This is a genomic window from Streptomyces sp. NPDC038707 (assembly GCF_040636485.1).
Taxonomy (GTDB): domain Bacteria; phylum Actinomycetota; class Actinomycetes; order Streptomycetales; family Streptomycetaceae; genus Streptomyces.
Window position 1 is genome coordinate 13,042 of record NZ_JBEZUP010000020.1, and the last position, 16,748, is coordinate 29,789.

The following is a 16,748-nucleotide window of genomic DNA, read 5'->3' on the forward strand; positions in this document are numbered from 1 at the left end:
GGAGAGCGCGCGCGGTTCAGGCGGGCGGGTGCGGGAAGTCCTCCTCCCGTGGCCGGTGCAGGGGCAGCCACCGTTCGGCGTAGGCCACGGCGTCCGCCAGCGGGAACAGCCGGGCGTCCGCGCCGTCGACCCGGCCGCGGACGACGGGCCGGTCCCGTTCGTAGTCGTGCCCCAGCTCGTCGAACCGGTCGGAGCTGACCGACACCTCGGCCACCGTCTCCCAGCCGCCGCCCGGAGCGGGCCGGCCGACCCGTACGCGCGGGGAGGGGACGCGGTACTCGGCCAGGTGGAAGGCGGTGCAGGAGTCGTAGCCCGCGCCGAGCAGCAGCACCCGGGCGCCCAGCTTCTCCAGTCGGGCCAGCGGGCTGTGCTCGCCCAGCCGGCAGTCCGGGGCGTGGTCCTCGGTGATCTCCCGCGCGCGGGGGCCGAGCGCGGCGAAGGAGGTCTGGGGGTGGGCGCTGCGCAGGGCGCCGGGCCAGGTCCGCACGGTCTCGGGGATCACGCCGACCCCGAGCGAGGGGGTGACGAGCGGGTCGTACGGGGGCATGGTGGCGCGGATCCGGTCCCACCACGCCTCGGGCACCGGCGGGTTCTCCCACAGGGCCGGGTCGGACTGGTCGCCGGTCTGGGTGGGGACGACGAGCGTGCCGTCGGGGCCGAGCGCGTCCAGGAGTGCCTGGACGACCGCGACCGCGCCTCCGTTCACCCAGCCGAGCGAGCTGAGCGAGGAGTGGACGAGCAGGGTCTCGCCGGTCTCCACGCCGAGCAGGCGCAGACCTGCGGCGAGGGTGTCCCGGGTGACAAGTGGGCCGGTCGGAGGGGGTGCGGGCATGGTCCGGGAGTCTTCCGGACGGGGCCTCGGGGCGCCACCGGTTTGGCCGCGGAAATGCTTTGAGATGATCTACGGAAGATCGTTTGCGCAGGTCAGATTAGGTATGCCTAAGTGACGCAGGGCACCGTCCGATGATCCGGACGTCGCTTGTCAGGCTCCGCGGAATTACGCAACAATGGCGTTGTGAAAAACGTCGGCGAGGCTCGGGAGACCCCCACGGGGGCCCCTCAGGAGGAGCTAGCGACCGGTGAGCGCTCCACGCGCAACCGGGTCGCGCGCTCCATCCTGGACCACGGGCCGTCGACCGTCGCCGATCTCGCCGGCCGGCTGGGACTGACCCAGGCGGCCGTCCGGCGCCATCTGGACGCGCTGGTCGCCGACGAGGTCGTGGAGGCCCGCGAACAGCGGGTGTACGGCACGCGCACGCGTGGCCGCCCCGCCAAGGTCTTCGCGCTCACCGACTGCGGCCGGGACGCCTTCGACCAGTCGTACGACAAGCTCGCCGCGGACGCGCTCCGCTGGATCGCCGAGCGGGAGGGCGGCCCCCAGGCGGTCGCCGCCTTCGCCCGCGCCCGGGTCGCCGCCCAGGCGAGCGCGTACCGCGCGGCGATCGAGTCCGCGACCCCGGACAAACGCGCCGAAGCACTGGCCAAGGCCCTGAGCGCGGACGGGTACGCTGCTACGGCGCGCAGCGCACCGGTCGGCGAGCAGCTCTGCCAGCACCACTGCCCGGTCGCCCATGTCGCGGAACAGTTCCCGCAGCTGTGCGAGGCGGAGACGGAGATCTTCGCGGAGCTGCTGGGCACGCACGTCCAGCGACTGGCGACCATCGCGCACGGCGACGGCGTCTGCACGACGTTCATCCCCAAGATTTCCACTGACGCACCTGCAAGCACGGCCGGGAGGAACCCCGCATGACTCTCCCCACGGAGACTGCCCACCCTGAGCTCGAGGGCCTGGGCAAGTACGAATACGGCTGGGCCGACTCGGACGTGGCCGGTGCCTCCGCCAGGCGTGGCCTGAGCGAGGATGTCGTCCGCGACATCTCCGACAAGAAGTCGGAGCCGGAGTGGATGACCAAGCTGCGCCTCAAGGGCCTGAAGCTCTTCGAGAAGAAGCCGATGCCGAACTGGGGCTCCGACCTCTCGGGCATCGACTTCGACAACATCAAGTACTTCGTGCGCTCCACGGAGAAGCAGGCGGAGTCCTGGGAGGACCTGCCCGAGGACATCAAGAACACCTACGACAAGCTGGGCATCCCGGAGGCCGAGAAGCAGCGCCTGGTCGCCGGCGTCGCCGCCCAGTACGAGTCGGAGGTCGTCTACCACCAGATCCGCGAGGACCTGGAGGAGCAGGGCGTCATCTTCCTCGACACCGACACCGCGCTGAAGGAGCACCCGGAGCTCTTCAAGGAGTACTTCGGCACCGTCATCCCGGCCGGTGACAACAAGTTCGCCGCGCTGAACACCGCCGTGTGGTCCGGCGGCTCCTTCATCTACGTGCCGAAGGGCGTGCACGTCGAGATCCCGCTCCAGGCCTACTTCCGCATCAACACGGAGAACATGGGCCAGTTCGAGCGGACCCTGATCATCGTCGACGAGGGTGCCTACGTGCACTACGTCGAGGGCTGCACGGCGCCGATCTACAAGTCGGACTCGCTGCACTCCGCGGTCGTCGAGATCATCGTCAAGAAGAACGCCCGCTGCCGTTACACGACCATCCAGAACTGGTCGAACAACGTCTACAACCTGGTCACCAAGCGCGCCGTCGCCTACGAGGGCGCGACCATGGAGTGGGTCGACGGCAACATCGGCTCCAAGGTGACGATGAAGTACCCGGCCGTCTACCTGATGGGCGAGCACGCCAAGGGCGAGACGCTCTCCATCGCCTTCGCGGGCGAGGGCCAGCACCAGGACGCGGGCGCCAAGATGGTCCACATGGCCCCGAACACCTCGTCGAACATCGTCTCCAAGTCGGTGGCGCGCGGTGGTGGCCGTACCTCCTACCGGGGTCTGATCGAGATCGGCGAGGGCGCCGCCGGCTCCAAGTCCAACGTGCTGTGCGACGCGCTGCTGGTCGACACCATCTCCCGGTCGGACACGTACCCGTACGTCGACGTCCGCGAGGACGACGTGTCCATGGGCCACGAGGCCACCGTCTCCAAGGTCTCCGAGGACCAGCTTTTCTACCTGATGAGCCGCGGTCTGTCCGAGGACGAGGCGATGGCGATGATCGTGCGCGGCTTCGTCGAGCCGATCGCCAAGGAACTGCCCATGGAGTACGCGCTGGAGCTCAACCGGCTGATCGAGCTGCAGATGGAGGGCGCGGTCGGCTGACCGCCGGCAGTCCCCCGTCAAGCCACTGACCTGAGAAAGCGAGCAATACGACAGCCATGGCTGAGGCCCAGAACATCCCCGTGGGTTCCACCACCGCGGGCTCCATCGCGGTCGCCGCGGAGTCGACCGTCGTCTCGCGCATGAGCGCGCCCCCCTCCTTCGACGTGGCGGACTTCCCGGTCCCGCACGGCCGTGAGGAGGAGTGGCGGTTCACCCCGCTGGAGCGGCTGCGCGGTCTGCACGACGGCACCGCGGTCGCCGGAGGCTCGGTCAAGACCGACTTCTCCGCTCCCGACGGCGTCACCCTGGAGACCGTCGGCCGCGACGACGCCCGGCTCGGCAGGGCCGGCAAGCCGGTGGACCGGGTCGCGGCCCAGGCGTACTCCTCCTTCGAGCAGGCCACGATCGTCACCGTGCCGAAGGAGACCGTGCTGACCGAGCCGGTGCGCCTCACCCTGCACGGCGAGGGCGGCGTGACCTACGGGCACACCGTGTTCGAGCTCGGCGCCTTCGCCGAGGCCACGGTCGTCATCGACCACACCGGCGACACCGTTCGCGCCGCGAACGTGGAGTACGTCCTCGGTGACGGCGCCAAGCTGACCGTGGTCACCATCGTGGACTGGGACCACACCGCCGTGCACGTCGCCCAGCAGAGCGCCCTGATCGGCCGGGACGCGAGCTTCAAGCACGTCCTCGTCACCTTCGGCGGCGACCTGGTGCGCATCCACCCGCGTGTGGAGTACGCCGGTCCCGGCGGCGAGGCCGAGCTGTTCGGCCTGTACTTCACCGACGCCGGCCAGCACCACGAGCACCGCCTGCTGGTCACGCACAACACCCCGCACTGCAAGTCGAACGTCGTCTACAAGGGCGCGCTCCAGGGCGAGAGCGCGCACGCGGTCTGGATCGGTGACGTGCTCATCGAGGCCGCGGCCGAGGGCACGGACACCTACGAGATGAACCGCAACCTGGTCCTCACGGACGGCGCGCGCGTCGACTCGGTGCCGAACCTGGAGATCGAGACCGGCGAGATCGTCGGCGCGGGCCACGCCTCCGCCACCGGCCGCTTCGACGACGAGCAGCTTTTCTACCTGATGGCCCGCGGCATCCCGGAGCACGAGGCCCGCCGTCTCGTGGTCCGCGGCTTCTTCGCCGAACTGGTCCAGCAGATCGGTGTCGCCGACATCGAGGAGCGGCTGCTCGCCAAGATCGAGACGGAGCTGGAGGCCTCGGTCGCATGACGACCTTCGTACGCGTCTGCGGGCTGAGCGAGCTGACGGAGGACACCCCCAAGCGGGTGGAGATCGACGGCACGCCGGTCTCGGTCGTGCGCACCGAGGGCGAGGTGTTCGCGATCCACGACATCTGCTCGCACGCGAACGTCTCGCTGTCGGAGGGCGAGGTCGACGACTGCCACCTCGAGTGCTGGCTGCACGGCTCGCGCTTCGACCTGCGGTCCGGCAAGCCCGACAGTCTTCCGGCGACGCGCCCCGTCCCCGTATACCCCGTAAAGATCGAAGGGGACGACGTGCTCGTCTCCCTCACCCAGGAGTCCTGAGGCACCCATGGCAACGCTTGAAATCCGAGACCTGCACGTCACCGTCGAGGCCGACAACGCCACGAAGGAGATCCTCAAGGGCGTCGACCTCACCGTGAAGCAGGGCGAGACGCACGCCATCATGGGCCCCAACGGCTCCGGCAAGTCGACCCTCGCCTACTCCCTCGCGGGTCACCCGAAGTACACCATCACCGGCGGCACCGTCACCCTGGACGGCGAGGACGTCCTGGAGATGTCCGTCGACGAGCGCGCCCGCGCCGGCCTGTTCCTGGCGATGCAGTACCCGGTCGAGGTCCCCGGCGTCTCCGTCTCCAACTTCCTGCGCACCTCCGCCACCGCCATCCGCGGCGAGGCCCCGAAGCTGCGCACCTGGGTGAAGGAGGTCAAGGAGGCCATGGAGCGCCTCAACATGGATCCGTCCTTCGCCGAGCGCAACGTCAACGAGGGCTTCTCCGGCGGTGAGAAGAAGCGCCACGAGATCCTCCAGCTGGAGCTGCTCCGGCCCAAGGTCGCGATCCTCGACGAGACGGACTCCGGCCTGGACGTCGACGCGCTCCGCATCGTCTCCGAGGGCGTCAACCGCGTCCGCGAGACCGGCGAGGTCGGCACCCTGCTGATCACGCACTACACGCGCATCCTGCGCTACATCAAGCCCGACCACGTCCACGTGTTCGCCGGCGGCCGCATCGTCGAGTCCGGCGGCCCCGAGCTCGCGGACAAGCTGGAGAACGAGGGCTACGAGGCATACGTGAAGGGTGGCGCATCCGCGTGACACAGCTGCCGGGCCTCCTCGACACCGAGGCGATCCGCAAGGACTTCCCCGTTCTGGACCGAGTGGTCCACGACGGCAGGAAGCTCGTGTACCTGGACAACGCGGCGACCAGTCAGAAGCCGCGCCAGGTGCTGGACGCCCTGAGCGAGTACTACGAGCGCTACAACGCCAACGTCCACCGCGGTGTGCATGTGCTCGCCGAGGAGGCCACGGCGCTGTACGAGGGCGCGCGCGACAAGGTCGCCGAGTTCATCAACGCGCCCAGCCGCGACGAGGTGATCTTCACCAAGAACGCCTCCGAGTCGCTCAACCTCGTGGCCAACATGCTCGGCTGGGCCGACGAGCCCTACCGGGTGGACTCCGACACCGAGATCGTCATCACGGAGATGGAGCACCACTCCAACATCGTGCCGTGGCAGCTGCTGGCGCAGCGCACGGGCGCGAAGCTGAAGTGGTTCGGCCTCACGGACGACGGCCGGCTGGACCTGTCGAACATCGACGAGATCATCACGGAGAAGACGAAGATCGTCTCCTTCGTGCTGGTGTCGAACATCCTGGGCACGGTCAACCCGGTCGAGACGATCATCCGGCGCGCCCAGGAGGTCGGCGCGCTGGTGTGCATCGACGCCTCCCAGGCCGCCCCGCACATGCCGCTGGACGTGCAGGCGCTCCAGGCCGACTTCGTGGCCTTCACCGGCCACAAGATGTGCGGCCCGACCGGCATCGGCGTGCTGTGGGGCCGCCAGGAGCTGCTGGAGGACCTGCCTCCCTTCCTGGGCGGCGGCGAGATGATCGAGACCGTCTCGATGCACTCCTCCACCTACGCCCCGGCACCGCACAAGTTCGAGGCGGGCACGCCCCCGATCGCCCAGGCGGTCGGGCTCGGCGCGGCGATCGACTACCTGAACTCGATCGGCATGGACAAGATCCTCGCCCATGAGCACGCGCTGACCGAGTACGCGGTGCGGCGCCTGGCGGAGGTCCCGGACCTGAGGATCATCGGCCCGACGACGGCCGAGGACCGGGGTGCGGCGATCTCCTTCACGCTCGGCGACATCCACCCGCACGACGTGGGCCAGGTGCTGGACGAGCAGGGCATCGCGGTCCGGGTCGGCCACCACTGCGCGCGTCCGGTCTGCCTGCGCTACGGAATTCCCGCGACCACGCGAGCGTCGTTCTACCTGTACTCCTCGCCGGCCGAGATCGACGCTCTGGTCGACGGCCTGGAGCACGTACGGAACTTCTTCGGCTGAGAGGCGTGCTGACAAGGTGAAGCTGGACTCGATGTACCAGGACGTCATCCTGGACCACTACAAGAACCCGCACGGGCGTGGTCTGAGGGACGGCGACGCCGAGGTGCACCACGTGAACCCGACGTGCGGCGACGAGATCACCCTGCGCGTGAAGTACGACGGCACGAAGATCGAGGACGTGTCGTACGAGGGCCAGGGCTGCTCGATCAGCCAGGCCAGCGCGTCGGTCCTCAACGACCTGCTGGTCGGCAAGGACCTGGCCGAGGCGCAGAAGATCCAGGAGACCTTCCTGGAGCTGATGCAGTCCAAGGGCAGGATCGAGCCCGACGACGCGATGGAGGAGGTCCTGGAGGACGCGGTCGCGTTCGCCGGGGTCTCCAAGTACCCCGCGCGGGTCAAGTGCGCCCTCCTGAGCTGGATGGCGTGGAAGGACGCGACGGCCCAGGCGCTGGGTGGCGCCGACGCCGAAAGGAAGACGGCATGACCGACACCGCAGAGATGAAGCCGGCCTCGGAGGAGGAACTCCGCGAGGCCCTGATGGACGTGGTCGACCCCGAGCTGGGCATCGACGTCGTCAACCTGGGCCTGATCTACGGCATCCACATCGACGACTCCAACATCGCGACCGTCGACATGACCCTGACCTCGGCGGCCTGCCCGCTGACGGACGTCATCGAGGACCAGGCCAAGTCGGCCACCGACGGGCTGGTCAACGAACTGCGCATCAACTGGGTCTGGATGCCGCCGTGGGGCCCCGACAAGATCACCGACGAGGGCCGCGACCAGCTCCGCGCACTGGGCTTCAACGTCTGACCGCACCGCGTGCGTGAAGCGGCGGCACCCACCCGGGTGCCGCCGCTTTCGCGTACCCTCCGCGGAAGCGGTTGTGTACGCTCGTACACATGGGATATCTGCTGCTCGCGGGTGCCATCGCCGCCGAGATCACCGCTACCACGGCGATGAAGTACAGCGAGGGGTTCAGCCGGCTGTGGCCCTCGGTGGTGACCGTGCTCGGGTACGTGGTGTCGTTCGCGCTGCTCGCGCAGACGCTGAAGTCCGTGCAGATCGGCACCGCCTACGCCATCTGGTCCGGGGTCGGCACCGCGGCCGTCGCCCTGCTCGGGCTGCTGCTGTTCGGGGAGGGGCTGACCCCGGCCAGGGTCGGCGGGATCCTGCTGATCATCGTGGGCGTGGTGGTGCTCAACCTGGGCGGGGCGGCGCACTGATGCCGCGCCGGCACGACCCCGGGCGCCGGCAGCGGATCATCGACGCGGCGATCCGTGTGGTCGGCCGCGACGGCATCGCCGGGCTGAGCCACCGCAGCGCCGCCGCCGAGGCCGACGTGCCGCTCGGCTCCACCACGTACCACTTCGCCACCCTGGAGGAGCTGCTGGTGGCCGCGTTGCGGCAGGCCGGCGAGGGGTTCTCCGGGGTGCTGGCCGAGCTGGTCCCCGAGCACGGCGGCCCGGACGGACTCGCCGCGCAGCTGGCCCGGGCCCTCGGGGTGTGGCTGGACGGCGAGCGCACCGGCGTGGAGCTGGAGTACGAGCTGTACCTGGCCGCGCTGGGCCGCCCCGCGCTGCGCCCCGTCGCCGCCGAGTGGACCGAGCGGACGGCGGCGCGACTGGCCCGGCGCACCGACCCGGTCACGGCCCGGGCCCTGCTCGCGCTGATGGACGGCCTGTGCCTCCAGGCGCTGCTGACGGGCGGTTCGTACGACGAGGAGCACGCGCGCACCCTGCTGGCTCGGCTGATCCCCTGAACCGGCGCCCGGCACGTGAGACGCGGTTCGCCCTCACCACCCCGCCCACGTTAGGTTTTCCCCCATGACCGAGTCTGCAACCCGTACCACCGGCGCCGTCGCCGCCGGCCTCGCCACCATCGCCTCCGACGGCACCGTTCTCGACACCTGGTTCCCGGCCCCCGAACTGGTCGAGGAGCCGGGCCCGGCCGGCACCGAGCGGCTGACCGCCGAGCAGGCGGCGCAGCTGCTGGGCGGCGGCGCCACCGCGGCGACCGGCCCGGACGCCCGCCGGGGCGTCGAGGTGGTCGCGGTCCGCACGGTCATCGCGTCGCTGGACGACAAGCCGGTGGACGCGCACGACGTCTACCTGCGGCTGCACCTGCTCAGCCACCGGCTCGTGAAGCCGCACGGCCTCAGCCTGGAGGGCCAGTTCGGCTTCCTCGCCAACGTCGCCTGGACCTCGCTCGGCCCGGTCGCCGTGGACGACATCGAGAAGGTGCGGCTGAACGCCCGCGCGGAGGGCCTGCACCTCCAGGTGACCTCGGTCGACAAGTTCCCGCGCATGACGGACTACGTCGTCCCCAAGGGCGTGCGCATCGCCGACGCCGACCGGGTCCGTCTCGGCGCCCACCTCGCCGCGGGCACCACGGTCATGCACGAGGGCTTCGTCAACTTCAACGCCGGCACGCTCGGCACCTCCATGGTCGAGGGCCGGATCTCCGCGGGCGTCGTGGTCGGCGACGGCTCGGACATCGGCGGCGGCGCCTCCACCATGGGCACCCTGTCCGGCGGCGGCAACGTGGTCATCTCCATCGGTGAGCGCTGCCTGATCGGTGCCGAGGCGGGCATCGGCATCGCCCTCGGTGACGAGTGCGTGGTCGAGGCAGGCCTCTACATCACCGCCGGCACCCGCGTCACCATGCCCGACGGCCAGATCGTCAAGGCCCGCGAGCTGAACGGCGCCTCCAACATCCTCTTCCGCCGCAACTCGGTCACCGGCGCGGTCGAGGCCCGCCCGAACAACGCGGTCTGGGGCGGCCTGAACGACATCCTGCACAGCCACAACTGACACCCCCGCCACATCCGGCGCAGCGCCCCTCACCCCGCGGTGGAGGGCGCTGTGTCATGCGGGGGGAGGGGTCAGACCGCGCGCAGGGCCTCGTACCGGGCCAGCAGGCCGTCGGCCGTGTGACGGTCCGCCGGCAGCAGGGGGGCGCGGACCGGGCCCGCAGGGAGGCCCAGACGGGACAGCAGGGCCTTCGCGGTGACCGTGCCGGGCAGCCCCGCGGCCGTCATCGCCTCGATCAACGGCATGGCCGCGAGCTGGAGTTGCCGGGCCCGCGCGGTGTCACCGGCGTCGAACGCGGCCGGGATCGCGGCGATGTGCGCCGGCACGGCGTTCGCCACTGTGCTGACACAGCCCGCCGCGCCGACCGCGTAGAGCGCCAGCACATGCTCGTCGCAGCCCGCGTAGTACGCCAACCCGGTCTCGGCCAGCACCTTCTGGGCGCCGAGGAAGTCGTAGGAGCAGTCCTTGACGGCCACGATTCCCGGGTGCTGCGCGAGGGCGATCAGCGTCTCCGGCTCGATCCGGGTGCCGGTGCGGCCCGGGATGTCGTACAGCATCACCGGCAGCCCGCTCGCGTCGGCGACTTCGCGGAAGTGGGCGGCCACGGCCTCCTGCGGGGGCCGGCTGTAGTACGGCGTCACCACCAGGACGCCGTCCGCGCCCGCCTTGCCGGCGGCGCGGGCCAGCTCCACCGTGTGCCGGGTGTCCGCCGAGCCCACCCCCGCGACCAGTGCCGCCCGGTCGCCGACCGCCTCCCGTACGGCCTCGACCAGCCGGGTCTTCTCCTCGTCGGTGGTGGTGGGCGACTCGCCCGTGGTGCCGTTCAGGACCAGGCCGTCGCAGCCCTCCGCCACCAGGTGTGCGGCCAGCCGCCGGGCGCCGTCCAGATCCAGCGCGCCCGCCTCGGTGAACGGCGTGATCATCGCGCAGAGGGTGCGGCCGAAGGGGGGCGGGGGCTTGCGGGTGCTCGTCATGGCAGTAGTCTCGGCGGCACCTCCGTGAAGGACTACTTAATTCTCCTGCGAGATATTGTCAAGCAGTGCTTAGTTTTCCCGCGCTCGGTACGGGCCGAGCGTGACCGGGCCCGGACGCCGGGTACCCGGACGATCCGCACGGATCAGGAAAGGGCACACCGATGAGGCACAGGAACCCGCACAGCCCGGGCGCCAAGGGCCCCGACGAGCTGCTGCGGCAGATCGGACAGACCCGGAGCCGGCTCGGCGGCACCGTCGGCCGGCTGACGGGCCGTGGTGAGGTCGCGGGCCGGGCCCGGACACGGGCCGCGGACCTGCGGGACAAGGCCGGCGCCATGACCGTCCAGCTGCGCTCCGGCGCCGCGCACGCGGGACACGGCGCCCAGGGCCGGGCGGCCAGGGCGGGCCACCTGCTGCAGGACCGGGCGGCCAGGGCGGGGCTGCTGGCGCAGGACCGGGCCGTGCGGGCCGGGCACGGCGCGCAGGAACGGATGACCCGGGCCGGGCACCTGGTGCAGGAGCGGGCCGGTCACTCCCGGCATGTGCTGCGGGACCGGGCGGTGCACGCCGGGCACAGCGCGCAGTACGACCCGCGGCTGCCGCGACCGGTGCGCAGGGCCGTGCGCGCGGCGCTGCGCCGTCCCCGGTCCGCGATGCTCGCCGGCGCGGCGGGCGCCGCCCTCGTCGGCGCGGCCCTGGCCCGGCGCCGCGTCGGCCGCTGCGGCTGCTGAGCCGACGGCACGGAACGGCGGGACCGGCCGGGCGGGGCGCCCGGCCGGTCCCGCCGCCGTGTCCGGGTCAGGGACGGAACCGCAGCACCTGCGGGTCGTGGTCGCTGATCTGGTCGTGGAACTCCGCGTTGATGTGCACGCTGTCGTACTCGAAGCCGTCACCGCGGCGGATGGCCGGGCTGATCAGGATCTGGTCCAGGACCTGCTGGTTGCCCTGGTAGTCGTAGGTGTACCGCTCGCTCCTCGGCAGCGACTTGATCGCCGACCACAGCGCGCCGTCGCCCTCCAGGATCTTCGTGGTGCCGGAGAACTCGAAGTCGTTCATGTCGCCGAGCGCGATCACGTCCGCGTTCTTCTGCACCGCCAGGATGTCCTTGACGAACGCGTTCACCGCGGTCGCCTGGGCGTGCCGCTGGATCTCCGAGCCGCGCACCGGGGGCTGGTACTGCGAGGTCAGACCCTGGTCGCCGCCCTTGGAGTTGAGGTGGTTCGCGATCACGAAGACGGTCTTGCCGCGGAAGACGAACTCGCCCGCGAGCGGCTTGCGGCTGTTGCTCCAGGCCGCGTTCGCCGGGTCGATCCGGCCCGGCGAGAGGGTCAGCCGCGCCTTGCCGTGCGCCTTGGTGACGCCGGTCGCGGTGGTCGAGTCGCCGCCCGCGCGGTCCGTGAAGGAGACCCGCTGGGGGTTGAACAGGAACACCTGACGGATGTTGCCGCCGGGCTCGCCGCCGTCCTGGCCGTCGACCGGGTTCACCGAGCGCCAGTCGTACACCGGGCCGCCCGCCGCGGCGATGGCGTCGATCAGCTTGGTGACGGTGCGGTCCGCGTCGACCGTGCCGTCGTTCGTCGCGCCGTTGTTGTCCTGGATCTCCTCCAGCGACACGATGTCCGGCGACTCGAGGCGGTCCACGATCGCGGCGGCGTGCGCCTCGAAGGTGATGTCCGACGGGTCGAGGTTCTCGACGTTGTACGTCGCCACCGACAGCTCGCGGCCCGACTGCTTCCGCGTGGTCTCGCGCTCCAGACCGCCGCTCTCCAGTGCCCCGAGCCGGCTCGCGACCAGGGTGTAACCGCCGTACTGGTTGAAGTCCAGCGGACCGGCCGTCGTGCCCGAGAGGCGGTCGCCGACGTCCGCCAGGGGGAAGTCGGCGGCGGAGCCCAGCGACTGGATCTGGAGCCGGCCGGTGTTCTGGGAGTCGTAGGAGCCGTAGACCGTGCCGCCGCGGCGGCTGCGGTGCTCCCACGGCTTGACCGTGACCCACAGCTCGCTGTGCGCGTCGGTCGCGGTGACCACGCGGGCGTCGGCGACCTGGACGTTCATGCCCTCCAGGGACTCGTAGTAGTCCAGGGCGTACGCCGACGGGTCCAGCGGCAGGCCGTTGACCGAGCCCGCCGCCGCGGGGTCGCCCCCGGGCGTGTAGGCGTCCGGCACCGCGTCCTCGTCGATCACGACCGGCGCCGGCACCGCGTTGCCGGTGGAAACGGTGGTGACCTGCGGTTTGGTGATCTCCGTCAGCGACTGGTTGCCGGAGGAGGCGCCGCCCGGGACGTACTCGGAGACCGTGCCGGTCACCGTCACCGCGTCGCCGACCGCGACCTTCGGCGTGGAGCTGGTGAAGACGAAGACGCCCTCGCTGGTGGCCGGGTCGGCGTCCGGGGCCGGGTCCTGGAGCCAGAAGCCCCGCGAGGAGCCGTAGGTGCGGGTGGCGGTGACGATGCCGGGCACGTCCGTCACCTTCTGCCCGGCGTACGGGGATATCCGGGTCGTGCCCTGGATGTCGTGGACGCGCACCGAGTCGGCGTGCGCGGGCGAGGTGAGGACGACGGCGGACGCCGCGCCGCAGACGGCGGCGACGGTGAGCGCGGCGAGGCGCGCGGAAGACCTGCTCGGCAAGGGATTCCCTCCGGGGACGTGCGTGAGCGCCGGGACGAGGACGGAACGGAGACCGTGGGGGACGCGTGGCCCGCAGTGACACGCGCAGAGCCGAGTGAACAGTTGTCCCCCCAACTTCTACGCGCGTCAATCTCCTGCCTGGCCCAGGGAGTTGTCAAGGTTTCGGCCATGTACGGCTCCTTGCGCGCAGCTGAACCGGGCGGCATGGGTGGAAATCCGTCTAGGCTGAGCGGCTGAGCCCGATTCACGGTCCTAGGAGAACCAGCCGATGTCAGACAGCTCCCCCCTGCCGCCCGCCCGGCTGCACCCCGAAGCGGAGCTGGCGCGCGCCGCGCTGTCCACGCCGTTGCTGTCGCGGGCCGCCCGTCTCGCCCGCTGGGCCGGGCCGGACACCCGGGTGGACGCCGGCGGCACCCTGGCCGAGGAGCAGCTGCCGGCCGCCGCCGGCCTGCTCGGACTGACCGGGGACGACGCCGCCGCCCACGCGAGCGAGGCCTGGCGGGTCGCCGTGGACGCGGGCCTGGTCGAGATCGTGGACGAGGAGGCCGGCACCGTCCGGGCGGGGGAGAACCTGGCCCTGCTCACCGGCTCCCCGCGCGAGGTGCTCACGGTGTGGCTCACCGCGCTGGAGACCGTCCTCGCCGACGCGGCCGTGCCCGACCTGGACGACCTGGCCGACGCGGTGGACGAGGACGGCAGGGTCGATTTCTCGTCACTCGACTGGGATCCGGAGGCCGACGCGGAGTTCCTCGACGGCGTCCTCGGCAACCTCTATCTGCTGACCGTCGGCGCGGACGACCCCGGCGAGACCCCCGTCCCGCTGCCCGCCCTCGCCGCGTCGATGCTGGTGCCCGACGACATGGGCGAGCCCACCAACGACGTCCTGGAGCAGGTCTCCGACGCGATGATGCGGCTGGACGACCAGTTCCGCGCGCTGGAGCCGGCCGGGCTCGTGGCGTACCGGCCGGTGGACGAGGCGCTGATGGCCGGCGCCGACGAGGAACCGGCGGCGCCCCTGGACGACGCCGACGTCGCCCGCTACGGCATGGTCCGGCTCACCCCGCTCGGCGTGTACGGGCTGCGGGCGCGGCTGCTGGAGGCCGGGTTCGACGCGCCGGCCGTCGGGGAGCTGGCCGACAAGGGCGCGGACGCGCTGCTCGACGGCACCGCCCGGTTCGGCCGGTTTGCCGCCCGCGCCGAGACCGAGCAGTGGCTCGCCCGCCGCGAACCGCTCACCGCCGCCCGGGAGCTGCTGGCGGCGGCACGCGGTGCGGACGCCGGGGGCCCGCTGCGCCGGCTGCGCTGCCAGCAGGCGCTGTCGCTGGTGGGCGCCGAGGCCGAGCCCGCGTTGCGGGAGGTGCTGGACGACCCCGAGCTGGGCGGGCTGGCCCGGGTGTGGCTGAGCGAGCGGGGGGCCGCGGAGGTGCCGGCGCCCTCCCAGGACCTGGTGTTCTGGCTGACCATCGACACGCTGGCCGCGCAGCTGGCGGCCGAGGGCAACTCCGAGGAGCTGCGGGCCCTGGTGGAGGGGCTGGCGGCCCAGCACAGCGGGTTCTTCGCGGCGGCCTGGCGGGTGGACCATCCCGCGACCGCCGAGGTGCTGGACGCGATGGGCCGGCTGCACCCGGACAAGAAGGTGGCGAAGGAGGCCCGGAAGGCGGCGTTCAAGGCGCGGTCACAGCAAGCGGGTTGAGCGTCGACGGGTGTAGTCCTGGCACGGGGTCCGGTGTCGACGGGTGGGGTCTTGGCACGGGGGTCCGGTGCCGACGGGTGTGGTCCTGGCACCGGGGTCGGCGCTGACCGGTGAGGCCGCGGCACGGGGGCGCGGGCGTCGGCAGGGGTGGTGACCGGAGCTGCCATGGTGGCCGGTGGCCGGTGGCCGGTGGCCGGTGGCCGGTGGCCGGTGGCCGGTGGCGGGGTCGGGGGCGGGGCGGTCGTGAGCCGTCGTGCACGGAGTCGTGGTCCGGTGCGTACGGATTCATGGAACAGGTGCCGTGGTGGTGGTCCGGTGTTCAACTCCCGTTCACGGGTGGACGGGAGCGTGGCGCCGAACCGAGGCCCCCCACCCTCCACGACACCGCAACCGTCGTCACAGGAGACACCATGTCGCTCACCCGCAGGGACTTCACCAGGACATCCGCGCTCACCGGCGCCGGAGTCGCCCTGGCGGGCAGCGTCGGCGCCCTCGCCACCGCGCCGAACGCCCTTGCCGCCACGGAGACCGAGAGCGGCGAAGCCGCCTCGGCGCACGGGGGTCACGACCACCGCGGCGTCGGCTACGGCCCGCTGCTCCCCGACCCGGACGGCATCCTCGCCCTGCCGGCCGGCTTCCGCTACGAGATCATCACCTACAGCGGCCGGACCCGGCTGGAGTCCGGCGAGTTCACCCCGTCCAACCACGACGGCACCGCCACCTTCGAGGGCCGGCGCGGCACCACCCTGCTCGTGAACAACCACGAGCTGGCCGGCGCCCGTGCCCAGTGGCCGCACCCGGTGCCGCTCACCGAGGGCCTGGTCTACGACCCCGCCGCGGCCGGCGGCTGCACGGTGGTCGAGGTACGCCGGGGCGGGGAGGTCGCCGAGTGGGTGGGCATCGCCGGCACCGCCACCAACTGCGCGGGCGGCAGCACCCCCTGGGGCACCTGGCTGACCTGCGAGGAGACCGAGGACAAGGCCGGGAAGAACGGTTTCACCAAGGACCACGGCTATGTCTTCGAGGTCGACCCGGAGGACCGCCGGGCCAACCGCGACCCCAAGCCGGTCAAGGCGTTCGGCCGCTATGCCCACGAGGCCGTCGTGATCGACCCCAAGCGGGGCCACGCCTACCTCACCGAGGACGCCTCCGGCCCCAACGGCCTGTTCTACCGCTGGGTCCCGCCGACGGGCTTCCGGCACGGCCGCGGCAGGCTGCGCACCCTCGCCGACGACGCGGGTGTGCTCCAGGCCTTCAAGTGCTTCGACTCCGGCGGCCGGTTCGTGGACGACCTGTCCCGCGCCACCAAGACCGGCACCGTGTACGGCGTGGACTGGGTGGACGTCCCCGACCGGGACGCCCGGACCGTCTCGGTGCGCAAGCAGTTCACCGAGGGCCAGGTCACCCGCGCCCGCAAGCTGGAGGGCATGTGGTGGGCCGACGGCGGTGTCTACGTCGTCTCCTCCTTCGCCCGCCAGGAGAGCCCGGCCCAGCATGACGGGCAGGTCTGGTTCTACGACCCCAAGCGGCGCACCCTGACGCTGAAGGTGCTGCTCGGGGTGAACCCGGACCCGGCCGTCGACGGTGCCTTCGACGGCCCCGACAACATCACCGTCTCCCCTTACGGGGGCTTGGTCATCGCCGAGGACGGCGAGGGCGTCCAGCACCTGTTCGGCGCCACCGAGAGCGGCCGTACCTACCCGATCGCCCGCAACGAGCTGAACATCGGCACCCCCGAGGAGCCGGAGTACAGCGAGTTCACCGGTGTCACCTTCTCGCCCGACGGCCGGACCCTGTTCGCCAACATCCAGACGCCCGGCATCATGCTCGCCATCACCGGCCCCTGGAAGCGGCACCGCCGCTGATCCTCCCGGATCCGCGGCCGCCGGCCCCGC

The 16,748-nt window shown here is 71.6% G+C and carries 17 protein-coding genes; 14 read left to right on the forward strand and 3 right to left on the reverse strand.

All coding sequences use genetic code 11. The features are described from left to right. Positions 1–16: 16 nt before the first annotated feature. Positions 17–832, reverse strand: coding sequence for an AAC(3) family N-acetyltransferase (locus AB0E62_RS25135; RefSeq protein ID WP_362197955.1), 816 nt, complete (start codon positions 830–832; stop codon positions 17–19). A gap of 183 nt (positions 833–1,015) precedes the next feature. Between AB0E62_RS25135 and AB0E62_RS25140 the strand changes: the two genes are divergently transcribed. From AB0E62_RS25140 to dapD, 11 genes are all read left to right on the forward strand, one after another. Then, a complete protein-coding gene (locus AB0E62_RS25140) occupies positions 1,016–1,750 on the forward strand; it encodes an ArsR family transcriptional regulator (protein WP_362197958.1) in 735 nt (244 codons plus the stop codon). Continuing rightward, positions 1,747–3,168: a Fe-S cluster assembly protein SufB gene (sufB, locus tag AB0E62_RS25145; RefSeq protein WP_362197961.1), complete on the forward strand. Its 1,422-nt coding sequence runs from the start codon at positions 1,747–1,749 to the stop codon at positions 3,166–3,168. Before AB0E62_RS25140 ends, sufB begins: the two co-directional genes overlap by 4 nt. A 56-nt stretch (positions 3,169–3,224) precedes the next feature. After that, the gene (gene sufD / locus AB0E62_RS25150; RefSeq protein ID WP_362197964.1) at positions 3,225–4,406 is read left to right on the forward strand and encodes a Fe-S cluster assembly protein SufD; all 1,182 of its coding nucleotides are present in this window, start codon (positions 3,225–3,227) and stop codon (positions 4,404–4,406) included. After that, positions 4,403–4,723 carry a non-heme iron oxygenase ferredoxin subunit gene (locus AB0E62_RS25155; protein WP_362197967.1) on the forward strand — a complete coding sequence of 107 codons (321 nt, stop codon included), beginning with the start codon at positions 4,403–4,405 and terminating at the stop codon, positions 4,721–4,723. Before sufD ends, AB0E62_RS25155 begins: the two co-directional genes overlap by 4 nt. 7 nt (positions 4,724–4,730) lie before the next feature. Then, a complete protein-coding gene (gene sufC, locus AB0E62_RS25160; RefSeq protein ID WP_289965555.1) occupies positions 4,731–5,495 on the forward strand; it encodes a Fe-S cluster assembly ATPase SufC in 765 nt (254 codons plus the stop codon). Then, complete coding sequence (locus tag AB0E62_RS25165; protein ID WP_362197970.1) at positions 5,492–6,748, forward strand: cysteine desulfurase; 1,257 nt, start codon at positions 5,492–5,494, stop codon at positions 6,746–6,748. The genes sufC and AB0E62_RS25165 overlap by 4 nt, the downstream gene beginning before the upstream one ends. Positions 6,749–6,764: 16 nt before the next feature. Continuing rightward, complete coding sequence (sufU, locus tag AB0E62_RS25170) at positions 6,765–7,232, forward strand: Fe-S cluster assembly sulfur transfer protein SufU (protein WP_362197973.1); 468 nt, start codon at positions 6,765–6,767, stop codon at positions 7,230–7,232. Continuing rightward, positions 7,229–7,561, forward strand: coding sequence for a metal-sulfur cluster assembly factor (locus AB0E62_RS25175; RefSeq protein ID WP_362197976.1), 333 nt, complete (start codon positions 7,229–7,231; stop codon positions 7,559–7,561). The genes sufU and AB0E62_RS25175 overlap by 4 nt, the downstream gene beginning before the upstream one ends. An 89-nt stretch (positions 7,562–7,650) precedes the next feature. Beyond that, entirely contained in the window at positions 7,651–7,974 is a 324-nt protein-coding gene (locus tag AB0E62_RS25180; RefSeq protein ID WP_362197979.1) for a multidrug efflux SMR transporter, read from the forward strand. Next, positions 7,974–8,510 (forward strand): TetR family transcriptional regulator, encoded by a 537-nt coding sequence (locus AB0E62_RS25185; protein WP_362197982.1) that lies wholly within the window; start codon positions 7,974–7,976, stop codon positions 8,508–8,510. Before AB0E62_RS25180 ends, AB0E62_RS25185 begins: the two co-directional genes overlap by 1 nt. 64 nt (positions 8,511–8,574) lie before the next feature. Then, positions 8,575–9,561 (forward strand): 2,3,4,5-tetrahydropyridine-2,6-dicarboxylate N-succinyltransferase, encoded by a 987-nt coding sequence (dapD, locus tag AB0E62_RS25190; protein WP_189752301.1) that lies wholly within the window; start codon positions 8,575–8,577, stop codon positions 9,559–9,561. 71 nt (positions 9,562–9,632) lie between these two features. On the opposite strand, the gene dapA is transcribed toward dapD, so the two are convergent. Continuing rightward, positions 9,633–10,535 (reverse strand): 4-hydroxy-tetrahydrodipicolinate synthase, encoded by a 903-nt coding sequence (gene dapA / locus AB0E62_RS25195; RefSeq protein WP_362197985.1) that lies wholly within the window; start codon positions 10,533–10,535, stop codon positions 9,633–9,635. Between the two features lie 161 nt (positions 10,536–10,696). On the opposite strand from dapA, the gene AB0E62_RS25200 reads away from it, so the two are divergent. Then, positions 10,697–11,266 carry a DUF3618 domain-containing protein gene (locus AB0E62_RS25200; RefSeq protein WP_362197988.1) on the forward strand — a complete coding sequence of 190 codons (570 nt, stop codon included), beginning with the start codon at positions 10,697–10,699 and terminating at the stop codon, positions 11,264–11,266. A 67-nt stretch (positions 11,267–11,333) separates the two neighbouring features. Here the strand turns inward: AB0E62_RS25200 and AB0E62_RS25205 are convergent, their stop codons facing one another. Then, positions 11,334–13,160 (reverse strand): endonuclease/exonuclease/phosphatase family protein, encoded by a 1,827-nt coding sequence (locus AB0E62_RS25205; protein ID WP_362197991.1) that lies wholly within the window; start codon positions 13,158–13,160, stop codon positions 11,334–11,336. A gap of 268 nt (positions 13,161–13,428) precedes the next feature. Between AB0E62_RS25205 and AB0E62_RS25210 the strand changes: the two genes are divergently transcribed. Together AB0E62_RS25210 and AB0E62_RS25215 are read left to right on the forward strand one after the other, a co-directional pair. Next, positions 13,429–14,853, forward strand: a complete 1,425-nt coding sequence (locus AB0E62_RS25210) for a hypothetical protein (protein ID WP_362197994.1) — start codon at positions 13,429–13,431, stop codon at positions 14,851–14,853. 410 nt (positions 14,854–15,263) lie between these two features. Next, on the forward strand, positions 15,264–16,718 hold the full coding sequence (locus AB0E62_RS25215) for an alkaline phosphatase PhoX (protein ID WP_362197997.1): 1,455 nt from the start codon (positions 15,264–15,266) through the stop codon (positions 16,716–16,718). Positions 16,719–16,748 lie beyond the last annotated feature (30 nt).